The sequence below is a fragment of the Pseudomonas sp. PS01299 genome (assembly GCF_029960145.1).
In the GTDB taxonomy this organism is placed as follows: Bacteria; Pseudomonadota; Gammaproteobacteria; order Pseudomonadales; family Pseudomonadaceae; genus Aquipseudomonas; species Aquipseudomonas putida_A.
In genome coordinates, this window is sequence record NZ_JASCPO010000003.1 from 44,145 (window position 1) to 64,192 (window position 20,048).

22 protein-coding genes and 1 pseudogene are annotated in these 20,048 nt (G+C 57.0%); 12 read left to right on the plus strand and 11 right to left on the minus strand.

Translation table 11 applies throughout. The features are described 5' to 3' along the window. Positions 1–29: 29 nt before the first annotated feature. The 3 genes from folE to QMX91_RS01770 all read right to left on the minus strand — a co-directional run bounded on the left by folE (position 30) and on the right by QMX91_RS01770 (position 2,729). Positions 30–590 carry a GTP cyclohydrolase I FolE gene (gene folE, locus QMX91_RS01760; protein ID WP_282412161.1) on the minus strand — a complete coding sequence of 187 codons (561 nt, stop codon included), beginning with the start codon at positions 588–590 and terminating at the stop codon, positions 30–32. A gap of 241 nt (positions 591–831) precedes the next feature. After that, positions 832–1,956 (minus strand): alkene reductase, encoded by a 1,125-nt coding sequence (locus tag QMX91_RS01765; RefSeq protein ID WP_282412162.1) that lies wholly within the window; start codon positions 1,954–1,956, stop codon positions 832–834. A 95-nt stretch (positions 1,957–2,051) separates the two neighbouring features. Continuing rightward, entirely contained in the window at positions 2,052–2,729 is a 678-nt protein-coding gene (locus QMX91_RS01770) for a type 1 glutamine amidotransferase domain-containing protein (protein WP_282412163.1), read from the minus strand. Positions 2,730–2,925: 196 nt separating this feature from the next. Here QMX91_RS01770 and QMX91_RS01775 point away from each other — a divergent pair, with 196 nt between their 5' ends. From QMX91_RS01775 to QMX91_RS01785, 3 genes are all read left to right on the plus strand, one after another. Next, on the plus strand, positions 2,926–3,510 hold the full coding sequence (locus QMX91_RS01775) for a TetR/AcrR family transcriptional regulator (protein ID WP_007967154.1): 585 nt from the start codon (positions 2,926–2,928) through the stop codon (positions 3,508–3,510). Between the two features lie 43 nt (positions 3,511–3,553). After that, positions 3,554–4,246: a DUF695 domain-containing protein gene (locus QMX91_RS01780; protein ID WP_282412164.1), complete on the plus strand. Its 693-nt coding sequence runs from the start codon at positions 3,554–3,556 to the stop codon at positions 4,244–4,246. A gap of 146 nt (positions 4,247–4,392) precedes the next feature. Further along, positions 4,393–4,641 (plus strand): CsbD family protein, encoded by a 249-nt coding sequence (locus tag QMX91_RS01785; protein ID WP_098964018.1) that lies wholly within the window; start codon positions 4,393–4,395, stop codon positions 4,639–4,641. A gap of 211 nt (positions 4,642–4,852) precedes the next feature. Here the strand turns inward: QMX91_RS01785 and QMX91_RS01790 are convergent, their stop codons facing one another. Beyond that, positions 4,853–5,776, minus strand: coding sequence for a LysR family transcriptional regulator (locus QMX91_RS01790; RefSeq protein WP_282412165.1), 924 nt, complete (start codon positions 5,774–5,776; stop codon positions 4,853–4,855). A gap of 201 nt (positions 5,777–5,977) precedes the next feature. Here QMX91_RS01790 and QMX91_RS01795 point away from each other — a divergent pair, with 201 nt between their 5' ends. Both QMX91_RS01795 and QMX91_RS01800 read left to right on the plus strand, forming a co-directional pair. Continuing rightward, the gene (locus QMX91_RS01795; protein WP_095135811.1) at positions 5,978–6,190 is read left to right on the plus strand and encodes a 4-oxalocrotonate tautomerase family protein; all 213 of its coding nucleotides are present in this window, start codon (positions 5,978–5,980) and stop codon (positions 6,188–6,190) included. A gap of 59 nt (positions 6,191–6,249) precedes the next feature. Beyond that, positions 6,250–6,963: an SDR family oxidoreductase gene (locus QMX91_RS01800; protein WP_098964016.1), complete on the plus strand. Its 714-nt coding sequence runs from the start codon at positions 6,250–6,252 to the stop codon at positions 6,961–6,963. Positions 6,964–7,025: 62 nt separating this feature from the next. Here the strand turns inward: QMX91_RS01800 and QMX91_RS01805 are convergent, their stop codons facing one another. Further along, positions 7,026–7,685, minus strand: a complete 660-nt coding sequence (locus QMX91_RS01805) for a carbonic anhydrase (protein WP_095135815.1) — start codon at positions 7,683–7,685, stop codon at positions 7,026–7,028. Between the two features lie 202 nt (positions 7,686–7,887). Next, positions 7,888–8,766 (minus strand): LysR substrate-binding domain-containing protein, encoded by an 879-nt coding sequence (locus tag QMX91_RS01810; protein WP_103367110.1) that lies wholly within the window; start codon positions 8,764–8,766, stop codon positions 7,888–7,890. Between the two features lie 155 nt (positions 8,767–8,921). Here QMX91_RS01810 and QMX91_RS01815 point away from each other — a divergent pair, with 155 nt between their 5' ends. From QMX91_RS01815 to QMX91_RS01845, 7 genes and pseudogenes are all read left to right on the plus strand, one after another. Beyond that, positions 8,922–9,347, plus strand: coding sequence for a VOC family protein (locus tag QMX91_RS01815; RefSeq protein ID WP_039762906.1), 426 nt, complete (start codon positions 8,922–8,924; stop codon positions 9,345–9,347). Positions 9,348–9,460: 113 nt separating this feature from the next. Further along, positions 9,461–10,744, plus strand: a complete 1,284-nt coding sequence (locus QMX91_RS01820; RefSeq protein WP_098964014.1) for a cation:dicarboxylase symporter family transporter — start codon at positions 9,461–9,463, stop codon at positions 10,742–10,744. A gap of 119 nt (positions 10,745–10,863) precedes the next feature. Beyond that, the gene (locus QMX91_RS01825) at positions 10,864–11,967 is read left to right on the plus strand and encodes an alkene reductase (RefSeq protein WP_027611807.1); all 1,104 of its coding nucleotides are present in this window, start codon (positions 10,864–10,866) and stop codon (positions 11,965–11,967) included. A gap of 32 nt (positions 11,968–11,999) precedes the next feature. Continuing rightward, positions 12,000–12,743 carry an SDR family oxidoreductase gene (locus tag QMX91_RS01830; RefSeq protein ID WP_282412166.1) on the plus strand — a complete coding sequence of 248 codons (744 nt, stop codon included), beginning with the start codon at positions 12,000–12,002 and terminating at the stop codon, positions 12,741–12,743. A 69-nt stretch (positions 12,744–12,812) separates the two neighbouring features. Next, the gene (locus tag QMX91_RS01835; protein WP_282412167.1) at positions 12,813–13,193 is read left to right on the plus strand and encodes a nuclear transport factor 2 family protein; all 381 of its coding nucleotides are present in this window, start codon (positions 12,813–12,815) and stop codon (positions 13,191–13,193) included. A gap of 59 nt (positions 13,194–13,252) precedes the next feature. Next, positions 13,253–13,432 (plus strand): annotated as a pseudogene (locus tag QMX91_RS01840) (nuclear transport factor 2 family protein); the annotation flags it as partial. Positions 13,433–13,560: 128 nt separating this feature from the next. Beyond that, entirely contained in the window at positions 13,561–14,172 is a 612-nt protein-coding gene (locus QMX91_RS01845; protein WP_282412168.1) for a dTMP kinase, read from the plus strand. Positions 14,173–14,355: 183 nt separating this feature from the next. Here QMX91_RS01845 and QMX91_RS01850 read toward each other — a convergent pair whose 3' ends face one another. The 5 genes from QMX91_RS01850 to QMX91_RS01870 all read right to left on the minus strand — a co-directional run bounded on the left by QMX91_RS01850 (position 14,356) and on the right by QMX91_RS01870 (position 19,939). Further along, positions 14,356–14,871: a cupin domain-containing protein gene (locus tag QMX91_RS01850; protein WP_098964011.1), complete on the minus strand. Its 516-nt coding sequence runs from the start codon at positions 14,869–14,871 to the stop codon at positions 14,356–14,358. Positions 14,872–15,005: 134 nt separating this feature from the next. Then, positions 15,006–17,408: a TonB-dependent receptor gene (locus QMX91_RS01855; RefSeq protein WP_282412169.1), complete on the minus strand. Its 2,403-nt coding sequence runs from the start codon at positions 17,406–17,408 to the stop codon at positions 15,006–15,008. A gap of 67 nt (positions 17,409–17,475) precedes the next feature. Continuing rightward, positions 17,476–18,438, minus strand: a complete 963-nt coding sequence (locus tag QMX91_RS01860; protein WP_282412170.1) for a FecR family protein — start codon at positions 18,436–18,438, stop codon at positions 17,476–17,478. Continuing rightward, positions 18,438–18,947 carry a sigma-70 family RNA polymerase sigma factor gene (locus QMX91_RS01865; RefSeq protein WP_098964008.1) on the minus strand — a complete coding sequence of 170 codons (510 nt, stop codon included), beginning with the start codon at positions 18,945–18,947 and terminating at the stop codon, positions 18,438–18,440. The genes QMX91_RS01860 and QMX91_RS01865 overlap by 1 nt, the downstream gene beginning before the upstream one ends. 95 nt (positions 18,948–19,042) lie before the next feature. Further along, entirely contained in the window at positions 19,043–19,939 is an 897-nt protein-coding gene (locus tag QMX91_RS01870) for a helix-turn-helix domain-containing protein (RefSeq protein WP_282412171.1), read from the minus strand. Positions 19,940–20,048: the final 109 nt, after the last annotated feature.

Genomic DNA, 20,048 nt, shown 5'->3' on the forward strand with positions numbered 1-20,048 from the left:
GGTTTATCGCGCCTGTCGAAGGTCGGAAATCAACTTCGCCGCCCGATCAATTGCAGGAACTCCTGACGCGTCGTAGAGCTGTCGCGAAAAGCACCGAGCATCACCGAGGACGTCATGATCGAATTCTGCTTTTCGACGCCGCGCATCATCATGCACATGTGTCTGGCTTCAATGACCACGGCCACGCCGGCGGCATCGGTGATCTGCTGGATCGCCTCGGCGATTTGCCGGGTGAGGTTTTCCTGGATCTGCAGACGACGGGCGAACATGTCCACCACGCGCGCTACTTTCGACAATCCCAGCACCCTGCCGGTGGGGATGTACGCCACGTGTGCCTTGCCGATGAAAGGCAGTATATGGTGCTCGCACAAGGAATAGAGCTCGATGTCACTGACGATGACCATCTCATCGCTTTGCGATTCGAACAGGGCACCGTTGGTGACATCTTCCAGGCGCATCGAGTAGCCGTTGCACAGATACTGCATCGCTTTGGCCGCACGTTGGGGTGTGTCGAGCAGACCTTCGCGTTCGGGATTTTCACCGACACCGACGAGGATTTCGCGGTAATGGCTGGCTAGTAGTGGGTTCATTCAGGGTGCTCGCGGCAGTGCTGTGCGTAGGGGCCAATCCGTAGCGGAAGAGTTGTACGTAAAGAAGTGCTTTGTATAGGTTTTATTCAAGATAGGCTGAAAAAATAAACCTGACAATCAATCGGCAATCTTTTTTGTGCAGATGCGAAAACCTCGCAGCGCAGCGCGCGAGGTTGCGGGTGTAGCGGGGGAGAAGAGGAAGCGCTCCCGGTGAGTGGGAGCGCTGGGCGAATTCGCGGAATTATTCGCTGTAGGTCGGGTAATCCACATAGCCTTCGGCATTGCCGCCGTAGACCGTCGCGGGATTCAGTGGATTGAGCGGCCAGTCATTGGCAATGCGCGCCGGCAGGTCCGGGTTGGCCATGAATGGCCGGCCGAAAGCCACCAGATCCGCCAGTCCCGATTCAAGCAATTGCGCACCGGATTCTGCGTTGTAGCGCCCGGCATAAATGATCGCGCCACTGAAGGTATCGCGCACTGCACGGCGGAAGGTTTGCGGCATCGCGGGCGCGTCGTCCCAGTCGGCTTCGGCAATGGACAGGTAGGCAATGCCCACATCCTCAAGCACTTTGATCGCTTCGATGTAAGTGGTGTGCGGGTCCTCTTCGACCATGCCCAGATAGGTGCGCGCTTCATCGGTGGTGGTGAACAGCGGCGCGAAACGTACGCCGACTTTCTCCTTGCCGATGCACTCGGCGACACCCGACACCACTTCGCGCAGAAAGCGCAGGCGGTTGTGCAGCGAGCCACCGTACTGATCGGTGCGCACATTGCTGTGGGCAGAAATGAACTGGTTCACCAGATAGCCGTTGGCGCAGTGCAGTTCGATCCCGTCGAAGCCGGCGTCCATCGCATTGCGCGCCGCCTGTATATAGAGCTGAACCAGTTCCTGGACTTCATCGGTGCTCAGTGCTCGCGGCGCGGATGGCGTAACCAGCTCGCCGGCGCCCGGCGCAGTTTCGATGAACACGCTGACTCGCTCGGTGGCGATGGCGGACGCTGAAACCGGGGCCGCCCCATCGGGTTGCAGCGCGGTGTGGGACACACGGCCGACGTGCCAAAGCTGCGCGAAAATCACGCCGCCCTGTGCATGAACCGCTTCGGTGACTGTGCGCCATCCGGCAATTTGCTCAGGGGTGTGAATGCCGGGAGTCCAGGCGTAGCCCTGACCGCGAGGCTCGATCTGCGTGCCTTCGGTGACCAGCAGACCGGCGCCGGCGCGTTGCTGGTAATACTCGGCCATCAATGCGTTGGCGACATTGCCCGGTTGTGTGCTGCGCTGGCGGGTGAGGGGCGGCAGGACGATGCGGTTCTTCAGGGTGTGCAGGCCCAGTTTGACGGGGGTGAAGTAAGGGCTGTTTTTCATGTGATTCCTGTTTTGGCCTTATTAGACCAGTCGACTAGTAATGCGGTAAAAAAAACACCGTGCGGGATGCGCACGGTGTCTGGACGCTGGAGGGTTCAGGCCAACAGCTTCAGCAGTTTTTCGGCGACGGCTGCCGAGCTGGCAGGGTTTTGACCCGTCACCAGTTGGCCATCGGTCACCACGTGAACCTGCCAGTCAGCGACTTTGGAGTAGCGGCCGCCGAGACGCTGGAATTCGTCTTCGATCAGGAACGGCACGACATCGGTCAGGCCTACAGCGGCTTCTTCAGCGTTGGTGAAACCGGTGACGTCCCGGCCTTGAATCAACGGCTTGCCATCGGCAGCCACCACGTGACGCAGAACGCCCGGCGCATGGCAGACGAAACCGTGAGGTTTGTGGCTGCGGTCGAAGGCTTCGATCAAGGCGATCGAGTGCTTGTCTTCGGCCAAATCCCACAGCGGGCCGTGGCCACCCGGGTAGAACACGGCATCGAAATCCTCAGCGCGGACATCCGCCAGGCGCCCGGTATTGGCCAGCGCCTGCTGAGCAGCGGGGTCCTTGCGGAAGCGGTCGGTTTCAGCGGTTTGCGCATCGGGCTCATCGCTTTTCGGATCGAGCGGTGGCTGGCCGCCGGCCGGCGATACCAGAGTGATCTGCGCGCCGGCATCCTTGAAGGCATAGTAGGGGGCCGCGAACTCTTCGAGCCAGAACCCGGTTTTCTTGCCGGTGTTGCCAAGCTGATCGTGGGAAGTCAGAACCATCAAGATTTTCATAGAGCGCCCTGTATTGGTCTGGTGTCCTCGACGGGTTCGTCTGCGACACCTTGGAAGAAATGACGGGCACAGCATAGATTCATATTAGACCGGTCGTCTAGTAAATTTTTACGACCGTGTTTCCGCGTGATCACTGTGGCAAACTCCTGCTCATCAGAAATATACGACTGGTCTAATGTTTGGTATTTTGCGCCCCATGAAACCGACCTACGACGATACCCGCCAACACCTGCTCGACACCGGCCACCGCATGATGGCCGAAAAGGGCTTCACCAGCGTTGGCCTGAGCGAGATCCTGCAGACCGCCGGTGTGCCCAAGGGCTCGTTCTATCACTACTTCAAATCCAAGGAACTCTACGGCCAGGCGCTGCTGGAGGACTACTTTGTCGGCTACCTGGCAGATATGGAGCGACGCCTGACTCTGCCTGGGCTCAGTGCCTATGAGCGGCTGATGGATTACTGGCAGGGCTGGCAGAACCGCTGCACCCTGGAAGGCCATGGTGATGAATGCCTGGTGGTGAAGTTGAGCGCGGAAGTCGCCGACCTGTCCGAGTCGATGCGCCTCACTCTGCGCGACGGCGCCGAGCGCATCGTTGCGCGCATCACGACGTGCCTGGAAGAAGGGCAGCTGGATAAAAGTTTGCCGCAGACTGACGCTCGGCAACTGGCAGAAACCCTGTATCAACTCTGGTTGGGGGCGAGTCTGTTGAACAAACTGCAGCGCACGGGGCAGTCGCTGCAGACGTCGATGGTGATGACCAAACAGCTTTTGCAAAGCTGAGGACCCCCACAACCCTTTCTCCCGACCCGCCAAGGAAGCGTAAATGGGCCTGCGACATACTCCTTTTTTTCACATGCCAACAGGTTGCATCTTGGCATTGGCCGGCGTGCTTCTCAGCGGCTGCTCCAGCCACACGGTGCCCCGACCTGTCGAGCGCGACCCTTGCCTCGACGCAGGCCCGGTAAACAGTCTCGGGTACGATCACTGTGTGGCTGAGCGGGATCGCCAAAGGAAGGAAGCACTTGAAGCGCTGCTTGACGATGACCCGGCTCATCTGCAGCACTTGCAAATCATCGAAATGCCCGAGAGCAAGTACCAATCTTCTGATTTCCCGGATACGCCCATCCCCATGTCCTACAGGGGAGTGGATTCGATTTCGCTGGCTGAAAAGCAAGCGCTGCCGTTCAAGGCCCGGATAGTCTGGAAATATTCTTCACCGAGCCTTCAGCCGCAGCGCCGAGACGCCCTGCAGATGGAGAAAATGCAGGTGCTGATCATGGCGGCGGTGCAGGAAAACGGGCTGGCGAAGTGGGTATGCACGGCCACCGGTGGGCAACAGCGGGAGTGGATCTTCTATACGCAAAGCGATGAGGCCTTCATCACCAAGGTACGAGCCGCTCTGGCGCAGACCGGTCCATACCCCGTCGAGTTAAAGGCACAGAGGGACGCGGCGCCCAGCGTCGGGAGGCAACCAGCACAAGACATCCGTGTCACCCCCAAATTGTGTATGGAATGAAACGCGTGCCGCGGGCGCGGCGATTACCATTTTTTCAGCACCACTGACGAGCGGCAGCCATAAAAAGTGGAACTACAACTCACAGCCACCAGTCAACTTTTCTGTCGAGACTCAGAGCTTCCCACTTACACGAAGGTTTATGAATCATGAAGAGTGAACAGGTAGAAGGCGTAGCGGAAAAGTTGGCTGGCAAGGCGCAGAGCGCGGTCGGGAAACTGATGGGTGATTCGAAGATGGAAGCTGAAGGTGCCGGACATCAGGCGGCTGGACAGCTGACTAAATCCTACGGCGATGCACTGGATAACGTATCGACCTTCGTCAAAGAAAAACCGATAGCTGCAATCGCGATAGGTGCTGCGGCATTGATCCTGATAAACCGAATTTTTCGTCGCTGAGTGAGTGACCGGGTTTTTCACCAGACGTTGAAAGACAGGAAAATTGAATTAAAGGAAAGGGCCCTTAGGGGCTCTTTTTTTTTAACCGGCCTTTCATGGACGTTATGGATTCAACGACATCCCGCTCAATGCGCGGGAAATGCAGTGTTCTTCTCAGTGATAGTGGATGATGTTCTGGAAGATGAGCGCGCCGCCCAATCCATCCCGTCGCTCAGTTCGCCGCCCAATCGGCTCGATACTGCAACAGGAAGTCGACGAATGCCCGAACCCGCTGAGGAACATAGCGGCCATGGGGGTAGAGCAGGGTGTAAGGCCTGGAGCGTCCATTGTAGGGCTGGAGTACCTCGATGAGGCTGCCATCGGCCAGTTCGCGCTCGACAATGAATTTGTAAGTCTGGAACAGACCCGCACTGTGTTTGGCCAGGGTAACGCCGCCCAGCACATCATCCGAGCAGCAATAGCTGCCCTCAGTGAAGATCTCCCGATGTTTGCCCTCGACGTCGAACAGCCATGAGATGCGTCGACCGCTGCTCGGCAGTTCAAATTGAATGCACTCGTGAGCGACGAGGTCATCCAGTGTCGTTGGCGTGCCGGCCTTGCTCAGGTATTCAGGTGTTGCGACCACGACCAGTTGTGCGTCTTCGAGCAAGCGCGCAATCAGGGTCGAGTCCGGTTGAGCGCGAACCCGAATCGCCAGGTCATAGCCCTCCGCCACGAAGTCGATATTTCGGTTACCCAAGTGGATATCTACGGTGACGTCTGGATAAAGCGCGCGAAACTTCGGCAGAAGCGGCAAGATCCGGTGATGCCCATAGGTGGTCGGAAGACTGATACGCAGCCGCCCTGAAGGCTTCGATTGAGCGCCCATGACTTCTTGCTGCGCTTCCACCAATTGAGTCAGGGCCTGTCGGCATTGTTCGTAGAACACCCGCCCCGGTTCAGTCATCCGGATGCTGCGCGTGGTTCTCACGAACAGGCGTGATCCCAAACGCTCCTCAAGACGCAAAATCGATCGGCTTACTGCCGCAGGCGTCACACCGGCGACCTGCGCGGCTGCGGTAAAACTGCCGGTTTCCGAGGCGAGGCAAAACAGCTCGATGCTGCCTAACTGCAGGTCATCAAAATGGCGCTTCATATTAATCACACCGGGTATTCGCGAAGTGCCCGAAAGCATACCGATGTCGATGATGCAGTGGCGAGGACCGCGGATCGATTCATTACACCGCGTCACAAATGAAGTAACCGCAGCCGCATTTATTCATTGAAGGCAACCTCCTAGAGTTCACTCCACTTGCCGCCTCCTCATGCCGATGAGGCGCGAACTGGAGACTCTCCCGTGCCTTTCATCAGCGTTCGTATCACCCGCGACGGCGTTACCAAAGAACAGAAAGCCCAGGTCATCGCCGAGATCACCAAAACCATGCAGACGGTGCTCAACAAGGATCCGCACCTGACGCACATCGTGATCGAGGAAGTCGATACCGATAACTGGGGCTACGCAGGAATAACCACTACCGAGTACCGCCAGTCGCTGGTGGAGCCCAAGTAATGACGCCATCAGGCTCGTCTGTGTGTGAAACCCCTTTCGTAAACTATTGAGGAATTATCATGAGCCATTCAAAAAAAGTCGTTGTGGTCACTGGCGCATCCCAAGGGCTGGGCGCAGGCATCGTTGAAGGTTTTCGCAAACTCGGCTATCAAGTGGTGGCGACTTCGCGTTCCATCAAACCGTCAGCGGATCCGGACATCCTGACCGTCGCCGGTGACATTGCCGATCCGGTGACTGCCGAGAAAATCATCCGCGAAGGCGTAGCGCGTTTCGGCCGCATTGACACGTTGGTGAACAACGCCGGGATCTTCCTCGCCAAACCGTTCACAGCCTATACCCGCGAAGAGTATGTAAATACTGTGGCCACCAATATGGGCAGCTTCTTCCACATGTCGCAGCAGGCGATTGCCCAGATGGAGAAACAAGGTGAGGGTGGACACGTGGTCAGCATCACCACATCGCTGGTCGATCATGCCATCGATGGGGTGCCGTCGGTGCTGGCGTCGCTGACCAAAGGTGGCATGAACGCCGCGACCAAATCCCTGGCGATCGAGTACGCCAAGCGCGGCATCCGCGTTAACGCCGTATCGCCTGGCATCATCAAGACCCCGATGCATGGCGAGGAAAATCACGCCGCTCTGGGCAGCCTGCATCCGGTCGGACACATGGGCGAGGTGCAAGACATCGTTGCAGCGGTGCTGTACCTGGACAGCGCCAACTTCGTCACCGGCGAAATCCTGCATGTCGATGGCGGCCAAAGCGCCGGTCACTGATGAAGAAAGCGAGTCGACAAGAAGCCGCCCCAGGCGGCTTCTGCCTTACTTATCTGTAGCCATCACATCTGTTTGCCGTTACGCGCAGCGATCGCAACGGTGGTCGGCGAATCAGCCAGTGACACGAATTTGCGGGTCGCGCCATCCAGAGCATCGATGCATCCCGCTTCGATGTCGTAGACCCAGCCGTGCAGATTCATACGTCCCTGCTCAAGCGCCAGGGCCACCGATGGATGCGTCCGCAGATTCGCCAGTTGCGCGATCACGTTTTCCCGCACCAGACCATCAAGCTTGGCGCGGGGGGTGTCGAACTCATGTGCTGCGTTAATCGCTTTCGCGGCGTCCGAGTGACGTAGCCAGTTAGCAACCGCCGGAAGATGGTCCAGGCACGTGCAGCGTGAAATCGCGCCCATCGCTCCGCAGTCCGAGTGGCCGCAGATCACAATATCCTGTACCCCGAGCACGGCGACCGCATACTCGACGGTCGCCGACACGCCACCCGGTTCAGGGCCGTAAGACGGCACAATGTTGCCGGCGTTACGAATCACGAACAGTTCGCCCGGCTCGCGCTGCGTAAGGAGTTCCGGCACCACACGGCTGTCCGAGCAGGTGACGAACAACGCCTTTGGATTCTGTTCTGTCGCGAGCTGCTTGAACAGCTCGACGCGTTGCGGATAAACCTCGCGCTGAAAGCGCAGAAAGCCGTCAATAATGTCCTGCATGAAGTCCTCCAAACCCGAAAAGCAGATGTGGGCACGAGCACTCGATATGCCTTCGCGCCGCTGTGGTCGGCATTATTGCAGACGTCGCAGGTGTTGGCAGTAGTCGTGCAAGATGCACTTCGAGCCAAGTGATGTCGGCGACGAAGCTCTGGCATTGCTGGCGTCGTCGCTGCACAGCATTTCGATCCGCGCTTGGCGACTATTATTCTGCAACGGCGGTTACCTGATCACTTATAAGCTGAGCCAAAATTCGCACAGGCTCGGTGAAACTCTGTCGAGATCGATGTACCAGCCCGATATCCCGGTGAAAGGTGTGTTGTCCCAAATCGATCGCTCGTACACCTTCGGGCCATTCCTGATGGGGCTCTGTCTGTGGCACCAGCGCTATGCCTACACCTTTTTCCACCAGTTTGATGATGGCCTCCAGTTCATCCAGTTCGCAAACTTCCTGCAAGGTGAAATGCATCTGTCGCAGGAAACGATCAACCTGCCGGCCGCCAAAAGATGATCGGTCATAGCGAATGAATGGCTGGCTGGACAGCAGTTCCGACCAGTCTTCTCCCTCCAGCTCGCGTGGCACGATCAGTCGGTAGGGCTCTCGCGCCAGCGTCGTCCAGCGCAGGTCACTTTGAAGAGAGAAAGGCGGTCGAATGATGACAGCCATGTCGATTTCGCCGGCGTCTACGAGGTTCACCATTTCCATCGACAGCCCTGGAATCACACGTGTGCGGCATTGCGGACACTGCTGGTGAAACTTCGCCAGCGCATCGGGCAAATAGGAACGTTGCACGGATGCGATCGCACCGATGTTGATGAGTATGTTGGTAGGTTGGCCCAGCGCAGTGGAACCCAGATTGTCGTATAGCCTGAGTAACTCCTGCGCCTGCAGAAGTATCTGGTGACCCATTTTGTTCAGATGGGCCGAACGTCCTTTCCTGTCGAAAATCTCAAAACCGAGTTCGGTTTCCAGGCGCTGAATCTGCGCGCTGACGGCGGCCTGGGTCAGGCCGATCTTGTTCCCGGCAGCGGCGAATGTGCCTTCCCGCGCCACCGCAATGAGTGTTTTCAGTTCTTTGATCATTCACAAATATTAATTGTGTTTCTGAGAAATATATATTGATTTTTCTGTTTGTTTTTTCGTCCTAGGATGTTTTCCAACCCCCGGCACCGGCTGAACCCAGAGAGCTGATGACGGTGGAAATGTTCGCCAACCAACAAAAAATATTTGGAGTTCTGATGAGCCTCTCGCCATTTCACCTCGCGATCCCTGTTTATGACCTGGCTGCGGCGCGCACCTTCTACGGTGAGGTCTTTGGTCTTGAAGAAGGGCGCTCCAGCACGCAATGGGTCGATTTCGATTTTTATGGTCACCAACTGGTGATCCACGAACATCCGAAAACAGCCTCACAAGAGAGCGTTCACAGCAACCCGGTCGACGGACACGATGTCCCGGTTCCGCACTTCGGCATCATTTTGGGTTGGGAACAATGGGAAGCGCTGGCCGAACGTCTGAAGTCGTTTGGTACCGAGTTTGTGATCGAACCGTACATTCGGTTTAAAGGCCAGGTAGGCGAGCAAGCCACCATGTTTCTCTTTGACCCGTGCGGCAACGCTCTTGAATTCAAGGCGTTCAAGGATATGAGCCAGCTCTTCGCTAAATAGGAACACGCATGGCACAACCCGTTTGTGCCATTCGATCTCAAGTGAGCTGGAAGCTCATGACTCTAGCAACTGCGAATAGACGCAGACCTTTCATTCCAACAAGAAGGCTAGACATGAAACGTATTCCCTTGGTGTGGCAAATCGTTGCCGGGCTATTGCTTGGCGTGCTTGCAGGTTGGTACTTCAATACGCATCCGCACTATCAGACATGGGTGAGTGCGGAGATCCTCAAACCGCTCGGTGACATCTTTATCAAGATGATGAAGATGGTGGTTGTTCCGATCGTGTTCTGTTGCATGATTTTGGGGATCGCGGGCGGCGGTGACAGCAAATCGTTCGGGCGTATGGGTGTGAAGTCGCTCGGCTACTTCTTTGCGATTACCGCGCTGGCCATCGTCATAGGCCTGTGTTTTGCCAACCTCTTCGAACCAGGACGAGGAACCGATATTTCAGGCCTTTCGCATGGCGCTGCATCGATCACGCTTGAGCCGTCCAAAGGGGCGTTGGTGATTTTGCAGAACATCGTTCCAGACAACGTGATAGTGGCAATGTCAGAAGCGAAGTTGCTGTCGGTACTGTTCTTCGCTGTGCTGTTGGGGCTGGCGTTGAATGCTTTGCCCAAAGACAAAAGCGCGCCATTTATTGCGGTTGTTCAGAGCCTTTCCGATGCGATGTTCAAGGTGGTCTCCATTGTGATGGCCTACGCGCCGATAGGGGTGTTTGGCATGATCGGCGCGACCGTCGCGACGTTTGGTTTTGCCTCGCTGCTGCCGCTGCTCAAGTTGATTGGGGTGGTGTATCTGGCGCTGATGGTGTTCGCTTTGGTGGTACTGGGTGGCATTTGTTATTTGATTGGCGAAAACATCTTCAAGTTGATCCGCTACTTCCGTAATGAATTGATTCTGGCGTTTTCCAGTGCCGCCTCAGCCGCCGTCATGCCGCAACTGATGACCAAACTGGAAAGCTACGGTGTACCGCGTCGGATCGTGAGTTTTGTGGTGCCGGTGGGGTATGCGTTCAATCTCGACGGCGCATCGATTTTTCTCGGTGTGGCGACCATTTTTGTGGCGCAACTCTATGGGATCGACCTGTCTCTGTCACAGCAGATTCTGTTGGTCGTGACGATGGTACTGACCTCGAAGGGCGCCGCAGGTGTGCCTGGGTTTGCAATCGTGATCTTGTCAGCCACCTTGGCCTCTGCCGGTCTTCCGTTGGAAGGTGTGGCATTGATCGCCGGCATTTTCAGGATTATCGACAGCGGCACCACCACGCTCAATGTACTGGGCAATGCGATTGCGCCGCTGGTTATCAGCAAGTGGGAGAAAGTCGCGCTAGAGCCCTCACGAACGGGTCATACAGACGACCACCTGTGTGACCAGGTGCAACGCTGCCGGTAACAGTCGTGAACACGATGGCAGCTTTTGAAACAGCATTATCACCAGCAAACGCCTGCTGACAGAGGGGCGTATTTTTTTAACCTTCCACTAGACGACCGGTCTATTCAGTCGAGGATTTTATGACGGCTAACACGTTTGATACCGATCTTTTTTCGCCCATGCAAATGGGCGCACTCCAATTGGCTAACCGAATTGTCATGGCACCTGTGACACGCAGCCGAATGGCCGAAGACGGCGTACCGAATGAAATGCACGCGACTTACTACGCCCAGCGCGCCAGTGCAGGCTTGATCATCGCCGAAGCGACCAATATTTCTCCCCAGGGGCGGGGTTACGCCATGACCCCGGGTATCTGGTCGGAGGCACAGGTAGCTGGCTGGAAAAAAGTCACTGACGCGGTGCACGCGGCGGGCGGAAAAATCGTCAGTCAGTTGTGGCACGTGGGGCGCTTTTCGAGTGTCGAGCTACAACCCAACGGAGAAGCGCCAGTAGCGCCTTCGGCGATCAAGGCCGAAGGCAGCACTTACACCGAGAAAGGCTTTGTCGAGGTGTCGATGCCTCGCGCATTGGAAACCTCGGAGATTCCAGGAATCATCGAGCAGTACAAACTGGCCGCAGAGAATGCCCGGCGAGCCGGTTTCGATGGTGTGGAAGTGCATTCCGCCAACAGCTATCTGCTTGACCAGTTCCTGCGCGACTCCACCAATCAACGCACTGACCCATATGGCGGCTCCATCGAGAACCGGGCTCGACTGACGCTGGAAGTCACCGCAGCCGTGATTTCGATCTGGGGTAGCGATCGGGTCGGTATTCGCCTCTCGCCAGTCACACCCGATGCCGGAAATACACCTCCCGACAGCAATGTCATGGCGACTTACGGTTACCTGATTCAGCAGCTCAATCAATTCAATCTGGCTTATCTGCATTTTGTCGAAGGCGCCACGGCGACCTCCCGCACGGTCCCGGAAGGCGTGGATCTGGACGCACTGAGTGCGCAGTTCGAAGGGCCATTCATCGGCAATAACAACTACGACCTGCCGATGGCGCTAGAGCGTCGTGCGCAGGGGCGGATCGATGCGGTGGCGTTTGGTCGTTTGTTCATTGCCAATCCCGACCTCGTGGAGCGCTTGCGTCGCGGGATCGAGCTCACCATCGCGCCACGCGAGAGTTACTACGGCGGCGGTGCCAAGGGTTACATCGACTGGCCAACCGCGAACGCCTGAACGACGGCATTTATCGATAAGAGGTAATGAGCATGAATTATCTGCAAAACAAGGTAGCCATCGTCACCGGCGCGTCTTCCGGCATCGGCGCCGCCACCACCCGCGCGCTTGTCGCCCAAGGCGTGCGCGTAGTGGCCGCCGCACTGGATGAACAGGGTCTGGAAAGCTTTGTCGCCGAGTTGCGGGCGGGCGGTAACGAAGTGGTCGCTTTTACCACCGACGTGACTCAGGCGCATCAAACCCAAGCGCTCGCGCAATTTGCGCATGAGACCTACGGCACCGTAGACATTCTGGTGAACAACGCCGGGCTGATGCTTTTTTCCAACTGGGTCGACCTGGCGGTACAGGACTGGGAAAAGATGATCGACGTGAATATCAAAGGCTACCTCAACACTACGGCGGCGGTGCTGCCTTTCATGCTGGAGCGCAAGTCCGGGCAGATTCTCAATATGGACTCTGTTGCAGGTCATCAGGTCGGACCGGCGGCCGGTGTTTACAGCGCAACAAAATTTTTCGTTCAGGCCATGACCGAGTCCATGCGCAAGGAGCTCGGTGTGCAGCACGGCATCCGCGTCAACACGGTCAGCCCGGGTGTCATCAATACCGGCTGGGCCGACAAGGTCAGTGATCCTGAAGGGCGCAAGGCTGCCCAAGCGCTCAACCGAATTGCCATCGCCCCCGACGACATCGCGGGAGCCGTGATTTACGCGCTCAACCAACCGGAAAACGTCACCGTCAACGACTTGATCATCTCGCCGACGCGCCAGGATTGGTGACTGTTTACCGAGCCTCGTCCGTAAACCTTCCTTGCTTTCTTCAGCCATTTACTAACTCAGGAATACCTCATGTCCACTTCAACTTATGTTCAGGAATACAACGCAATCGTCGACGTGCTCAGCCAGTACAACGAAGGTGGTGCCAAAGCTGACAGCGCCTTGATGAAGCCCGCATTCAACCAGCAGGCCACCATGTTCGGGGTCAACGAAGGCAAGCTCGTCGGCGGTGCGATCCAGAACCTGTACGACGTCATCGATAACGCGTTCCGCCCGTCTCCGGAAGCGCAAGCAGCGATCGTTCGCATCGACATCGTAGGCACGGCAGCCAGCGCCCGGGTCGATACCGACAATGTTTCAAGATTTCGTTTCACCGATTTTTTCAACCTGCTGAAGGTTGAAGGTCAGTGGACGATTGTCAGCAAGATCTACCACACCCACCCAAGCGCCTAAGCCGTTGAATGCAATTGGCGAGGTGCGTCGCGCCTCGTCCTTACTGGAAGGACAGACCCATGTCGAAAAACATCAAGGCAGTACCCACCGCTGAGTACAACGCTGTCATCGCCATTGCCTATCAGTATGTTGAAGGGCTGCGCGTGGGCAGTGCACAGAGCGTTGCGCAGGCGTTCCATAAAGACGCTGTGATGTACGGATTCACCAATGGTGAAAACAGTCTCCAGTCATTTCTCCAGCAACAAGCTGAGGAGGGCGGTGAAGTAGGGTGAGGGCAGGGCCATGCCATTGGAAATGACAATTCAGCCACTGGAATGCCGGGAATGCGGTTAGAGTGACCCTCCATAAATCCATCGTTATGTGAACAATGAATCGTCCGCTGTTTGTTTCTCTGGATGGCCCCAAAGGCACCGGCAAAACCACGCTGTTGGAGGCCGTTACGAAGGTACTGAGGGCCGGCAACAAGAAAGTCATCCGGCTTTGCGAGAGAAAAAGCGATCCTTTCCGGGGTGAAACCATGGCCCTGATCAACACGCTAGCCAGAAATCCTTCCCGGGATCTGGAATGGGCTGTGTGCCAGCGCCTGGCTGATAGTCGGCGCTGGATTTCCCGACACGTACTGACGCAGCAGCCGCTGGACAGCATTATCCTGATCGATCGCTGGTATCCGTCTGATGCAGCGTTTCGCCGATCTATCCCGTTTGCCGAGATTCTCCAGTTGAACCTGGATCGAGACGTGCGCGTGCCGGATCTGCATGTTGGCGTCGTCACCGATCCGGATATTTCATGGGCAAGGGCTGCGACAAGATCGCGAGGATTGGGCGGCACTGTGATTCAGAAGCACGCAGAGCATTTGTCGTGTACGGAGATGTTCGAGCAAGCGGTCAAGGAGCACGGTTGGGTTTTGTGCCGTAATGAGAGAACAATCGAAGACGCTACGATGCAGGTGGTTTCTGAGATTTATAGGGTGCTGGGGTGATTGTTGGAGTGGAGACAGATGTTGGTGCAGGAAGGCGCGTAGCGTAATACGTGGTTTAACATAATATACATTACACGTAACAAGATGTTTCAGGATTAGCCCGGTTGCACGCCAGATTTCAATCCAGAGTTTTACCCTGAGTCCTCTTTTCAAAACCTCGGCCTTGCCTGCAATTGGCGACCTTCAATCAGCATCCCGCGTCAGTTTTTCAATCAGCATCCGGTGCTGTGGAAATCGCGCAATCAGTTTGCGTCGATCACCCATCTCCATATCCGCAAAATCAAATCCCGGCGACACGGCCTCGCTGATCAAGCCAAATCCATGTTCTCCCTCGAGCAGTCGCGAAGCTTTCCAGATTCCGCCAGGCACGTGCATTTGCAGATGCTGTCCCACCAGAATGTCGTTGCCCATTACCAGCGTTTCCAGCGAGCCGTCAGCATGGATCATGCTGTACTCGATGGGATCGCCCAGATGGAAAAAATGCACAATGTCGGAATGATTGAAATGAAACTGGCCCACTGGTGATTGCTCGGTCAACAGGTAGTAAATCGATGTCATCAGGTACCGTGGGCCACCGACGGTATCGAGCATCTCTCTATGATCGGCCTGATAGGTTCTGCGAAAATAACCGCCTTCCACGTGAGATTGCAGATCCAGCGCCTGAATCAAGGCCTGTGCGTTTACTGTGCGTTGAGACATGGTCTGCTCCGGTGGATGGCGGCTTATTTTACGATAGCTCTACTAAACGGCTATTTAGTGTAGTTAACAGTAGATCGCTGAATTTAGAAGATTTTACCCTCCTTTTAAGTGACCCTTTTATTCAAGAAAGCAATTCAGAAATCCACCGTTGCCGATAGCAGATAAGTCCGTGGCGTCGAAAGCGTCAAACCGGGTTCACTGTCATCTGATGCGCCCGCCGAACTCCAATAGCGTTTATCCAATACGTTCTCGACATTGGCGCGTACGGTGATGGTCTTGTCGTCCAGTTTAAAGGCGTAACGCGTCCCCACGTCGAATCGCTCCCATGAGTCGATTTCCTTCTGGTTGGACTGATCCAGATACTGCGAACTCGAATAGATTCCACGGCCTGTCAGCGTCAGCCCCTGCATATTGGGTACATCCCACTCTGCGCCGAGATTGACGTTGTATTTGGGTGTCGCGGGCGCGCGGTTACCGTCAAAGGTTCCATTGGTGGTCTGGGTCAGTTCGCTGTCGATGTACATCACGCCGCCGAGCAATCGAAACCCTTTGAACGGCTCGCCGAACACACTCAATTCCACACCATCGTTCTGTCGTTTGCCGTTCGGGCCGAAGACTCGTGTCGAGGCGTTGGTTTCATAAGCAGGCTGTTTGATCCGGAACACAGACGCTGTAAGCGCATACGAACCCGCGTCATATTTGGCCCCGACTTCGACTTGTCGGCTGATAAAAGGCGGGAAGATTTCATCCTCGTTGATCGACGTCGATGGCGCAATTTTCCCTTGGCTGAGGCCTTCCATGTAGTTGGCGTAGAGCGAGAGCTTGTCCGTCGCCTTGAACAGAATGCCGCCCGATGGCGAGAGTTTTTCTTCGTCATAGGCTGTGTCGCCCTTCACATCATCGCTCCAGTCGTCGACTTGAACCCTTTGCCAGCGAGCACCAAGGGTCAGCAACAGGCGATCATCGAAGAACCCCAGCGTATCGGACAGTGCGACGCCGCTGAAGCGGTTTTCCGTGTAGACCCTGGCGTCGTAGCGTGTTGGCGTGCGCGGCTTTGCGGTTTCCACCGGGTCATACAGATTGCTGCGCCCTGCCGCATACCGCGCGCCACCATTTTCGAAATCCATGTAGAAGTAGCTGGCCGCCAGATTGACCTCGTGGCTGACTGAACCGGTATGGAACCAGTTGCGCACACCTGCCGTGGCGGTCCGGACATTTTCGTCACGGGTGAAATTCCGCGGTTGAACACTGAAGTCGCCGGCGTCGTTGGTCACCGACACCGCATGCCGAAGGAAATCGTGGTTACTTTTACGGGCGCCGACGCCGCCATACAACATGACCGAATCGCTGACGTCGAACTCGCCATTGAGCGTGCCAAACGTATCTTTGGTTCGCGCCTGGCTCCAGGGTTGCGCGTAGTTGTCGCGCACATCATCAGCATCCGGAACTTTCGCGTTTGCACCGACCTGCACACGTTCTTGCGGTGTATCGGTATCGCGCTCGGTGTGACCGATATCGGTGGAAAGCCGCAGGCGCTCACCGCGAAAATCCAGGCCCAGCACTGCCATGTCGCGATCGACGCTCTGGTGATCCCATTCAGTGTCACCCGCTTGTTTGACGCCGTTGAAACGCAGGCCGAACTGGTTGTCCTCACCAAAGCGACGGCCGATGTCGACGGCGCCGCCGAGTTGATTGTTCGAGGCGTAACTGGCCGTCAGCGATGTATTCGGCTGATCGCCGGCGCGCTTGGGCACCACGTTGATCCCCCCTCCTACACTGCCCCGCGGCGAAATCCCGTTGATCAGTTGGCTCGGGCCCTTGAGGATGTCGACGCGCTCGGCCATTTCCATGTCGATCGTGTAAGTCGGCAAGACACCGTAGAGGCCGTTATAGGCCACGTCGCTGTTGAACAGACTGAAACCGCGGATGGTGAATTGCTCATAACGGCCGCCTGCCGGGTTGGTCGCACGCACCGAGGGATCGCTGGCGATCAAATCGCCCAGAGTGCGGGCCTGCTGGTTTTTCACCGTTTCGCTGGTGTAGGTGGTCATGCTGAACGGGGTCTCCATGAAATCCCTGGAACCCAGCAGTCCTTGCGAACCACGGCGCGCCACCTGGCCACCGGCAAAAACCTCGGTATCCGTGCCACCCGTCGATCCAAGAATCGAAGTGGGTGCCAGTTCCAGACTGCCACCGTCCGGCGCAGGAATAACTGTGTAAGCGCGGTCGCCCGCCGGTTGCAGCTGTAGACCGGACCCCAGCAACAACCGGGTAAAGCCCTCCTCCACGCCAAACTCACCCGACAAACCATTGCTGTTGCGCCCGCTGACCAAGGCCGGATCTACCGACAGATTGACCCCGGCCAGTCCGGCAAAACGGGTCAGCGCAGCACCCAGGCTGCCGGCAGGCACCTGATAAGCGCGGCGGTCGGCGCTTTCCGCCCAACTGCAGGGGATCAACAGGGGGCTGGCACTCAGGCTCAACAAAAGGCTCAACTGCAACAACGGACGCAAACGACCTGGAAATACTGCAGGCATAGGAAAAAGCTCTCGATTTGGTTCACTTGCCTGGAATGACCAGCGAGGCGAAAAAAAGGGACAGGTCTCAGACTGTTTTTTTGGACTGGGACAATTTTCGCGGAACGAGAGAGACCCAGAAACGCGTGCGTTTCTGCACGTCGATCGGCAGGCTGGCCGCCAATAGCGAGAGCACTTGATCGGTGTTATCAAGACGAAAACTGCCGGTGATGCGCAGCGCCTCCAGCTCCGGGTCCCAGCGCAGCACGCCTGGGCGATAACGGCTCAATTCGCGCAGAAAATCCCCCAGCGGCTGGTTTTGCGCCATCAATACACCGTCGCGCCAGCTCGGCATCGATGCGTCAAACGCTCGGACAGCACCCGCGCCAGAAGCCTGCAGCCTGATCTGCTGGCCCTGATTGAGGACCAGCGCCGGCCCGCTTGACGGTTGCAACTGCACCGAGCCACGGACCACCGACACATTGCAGTCACGCTCATTGAGACGCACGCAAATCTCACTGTGACTGACGATGATTCGCCCGTACGGCACATTGATGATCAGGGCTGAGTTGCCTGGTACATCAAGGGCCATCTCTCCTCGCACCAGCGTCAGCTGACCGGCAGCAAGATCCACATTGACGGCACTGTCGGTATTGAGCTGCAACGAACTGCCATCGGCGAGTGGCAATGTCTTGTGTTCACCCGTGCCCGTCTGCAAATCCGCGCGCCAGACATCCAGCGGCAGTTGCCGACTGATCAGCCAGGCAGCCGGCACCAGTGCCGCGATACCAAGCGCGCGTTTCAGCACGGCCCGACGCGTTGCGTCCGGACGATCCAGCGTAGCCATGGCCAGCGCAGAAGGCAGAGCGGAAAACCGTTCGCGCAAGCGCTGGATTTTCTGCCACGCGTGTTCATGCCGGCTATCGCTGTTGCGCCAGACCTGCAATTGCGCATGATCGTCAGCGCCCGCTTCGCCGGACTCAATCAACGCCAGCCAGTGCGCGGCGGCGCGGGCGACTTCGCGGGCTTCATCACTGGGGGCTACGCGCATCAAAGCTCCACCAGCAGACAATGCTCGTAGGCCTGCGCCATGTAACGTTTGACGGTGCGCTCGGACACTTGCAGGCGCTCGGCGATTTCGCGGTAACCGAGGCCCTCAAGCTGACTCCACAAAAACGCCCGACGCACTGCTCGCGGCAAACCATCGAGCAACTCATCCAGCGCTTGCAGGGTTTCCAGCAGCAGCCAACGCTGCTCGGGCGATGGCACGCACTCTTCCGGCAGTTGCGCGAGGGCTTCGAGGTAGGCTTTTTCCAGACTGCGGCGGCTGTAGAAGTTGCTCAGTAGACGCTTGCCCACGGTCAGCAGATAGGCGCGGGGCTCACGCATGTCGGCAATCGGTTGCGCACTGCACAGCACGCGCATGAAGGTGTCCTGGCTCAGATCCGCCGCATCCCACGCGTTACCCATGCGTCGACGCAGCCAAGTTTCCAGCCAGCCTCGGTGATCGCGGTACAGCGCGTGCAGGCTCTGCTCAGATGGCGTGGCGGCTTCAATCATCTCAAGAGACCCTGCGCGAAGTTAGATTCAAATGAGACTGATTCTATTTAACTTCGCTTGGGACACAAAGATCTTTTTGCCCGTTACTGCAATCTCTAGCGTTTCAGCGTCTCGCTCGGCAGCTCTTTGAACAGCGCACGATAACTACTGGAAAACCGCCCCAGATGCCAGAACGACCAGTGCATCGCCACCTCGGCCACAGTAGTTTCGGTAGGCCGGCGCTTGAGCAATTCGCGGTGTGCGCTGTTCAGCCGGCGCAGGCGTAGCCAGTGACTCGGGGTCATCCCGGTGTAGGCCTTGAATGCCTGCTGCAATTGTCGCAACGGCACCCCTGCGACCTTCGACAGTTCGAGCAGATTGACGGTGTCTTCCGGCGAATCTGCCGCCCACTCCCCTACTCGCTTCATGATCATCCGTTCTTCGCTACGCCGCTGTAATCCGCCGCGATCAAGACGGGTGTGTGCGTTGTCGAGGATGAACAGGCAGTCTTCGAGTAACTGCTGAGTCAGTGAGTCTTTATCAAACGGATCAACAGCTTGCGACAACTTCGTGAGAGTTGAGCTTAACCAGCGACTGAACAAGGCGTTCTGCCCGCAGTTAAGCGGCGCCATGAACAATCCTTCGAGTCTCGCCACATCCAGACCGTGCTGACGGACGAATTCCGGGCCGAACACCACGGCAATTTCCTGGTAGTTCTCCGGGGTGATCCAGATGTTGCGGCTGTCTTCGTTGAGCAGATACAGCGCGTTGTCGCTGCGATCGAAACAGAAGGCCAAGGCCCCCGATGGCGCGCTGAACGTCTGCTCGACGCGAGTGTTCATCTGTTCTTCGTAGACCTGCACACCCTCCAGGTCCAGATAGCGGATCTGCCCGGCGAAATGCCCGGGAGACATCTGCTGGTAATGCTGGACCCAACCCGGCGTGGCGCGGATTTGCTCGGTGACATCAGCGGTATTGAAAGCCTGAACCTGTAGCGGATTACACGTTGTCATGGGAGACCTTGCGCACTCTTTTGGTGCGCTTTGGTGCTGCTTAAAGTGGATAGATGGAACGGCAAGGCACGCCCAAGATAGTCGCCAACGCGCCACAGGGGAAGGGGCG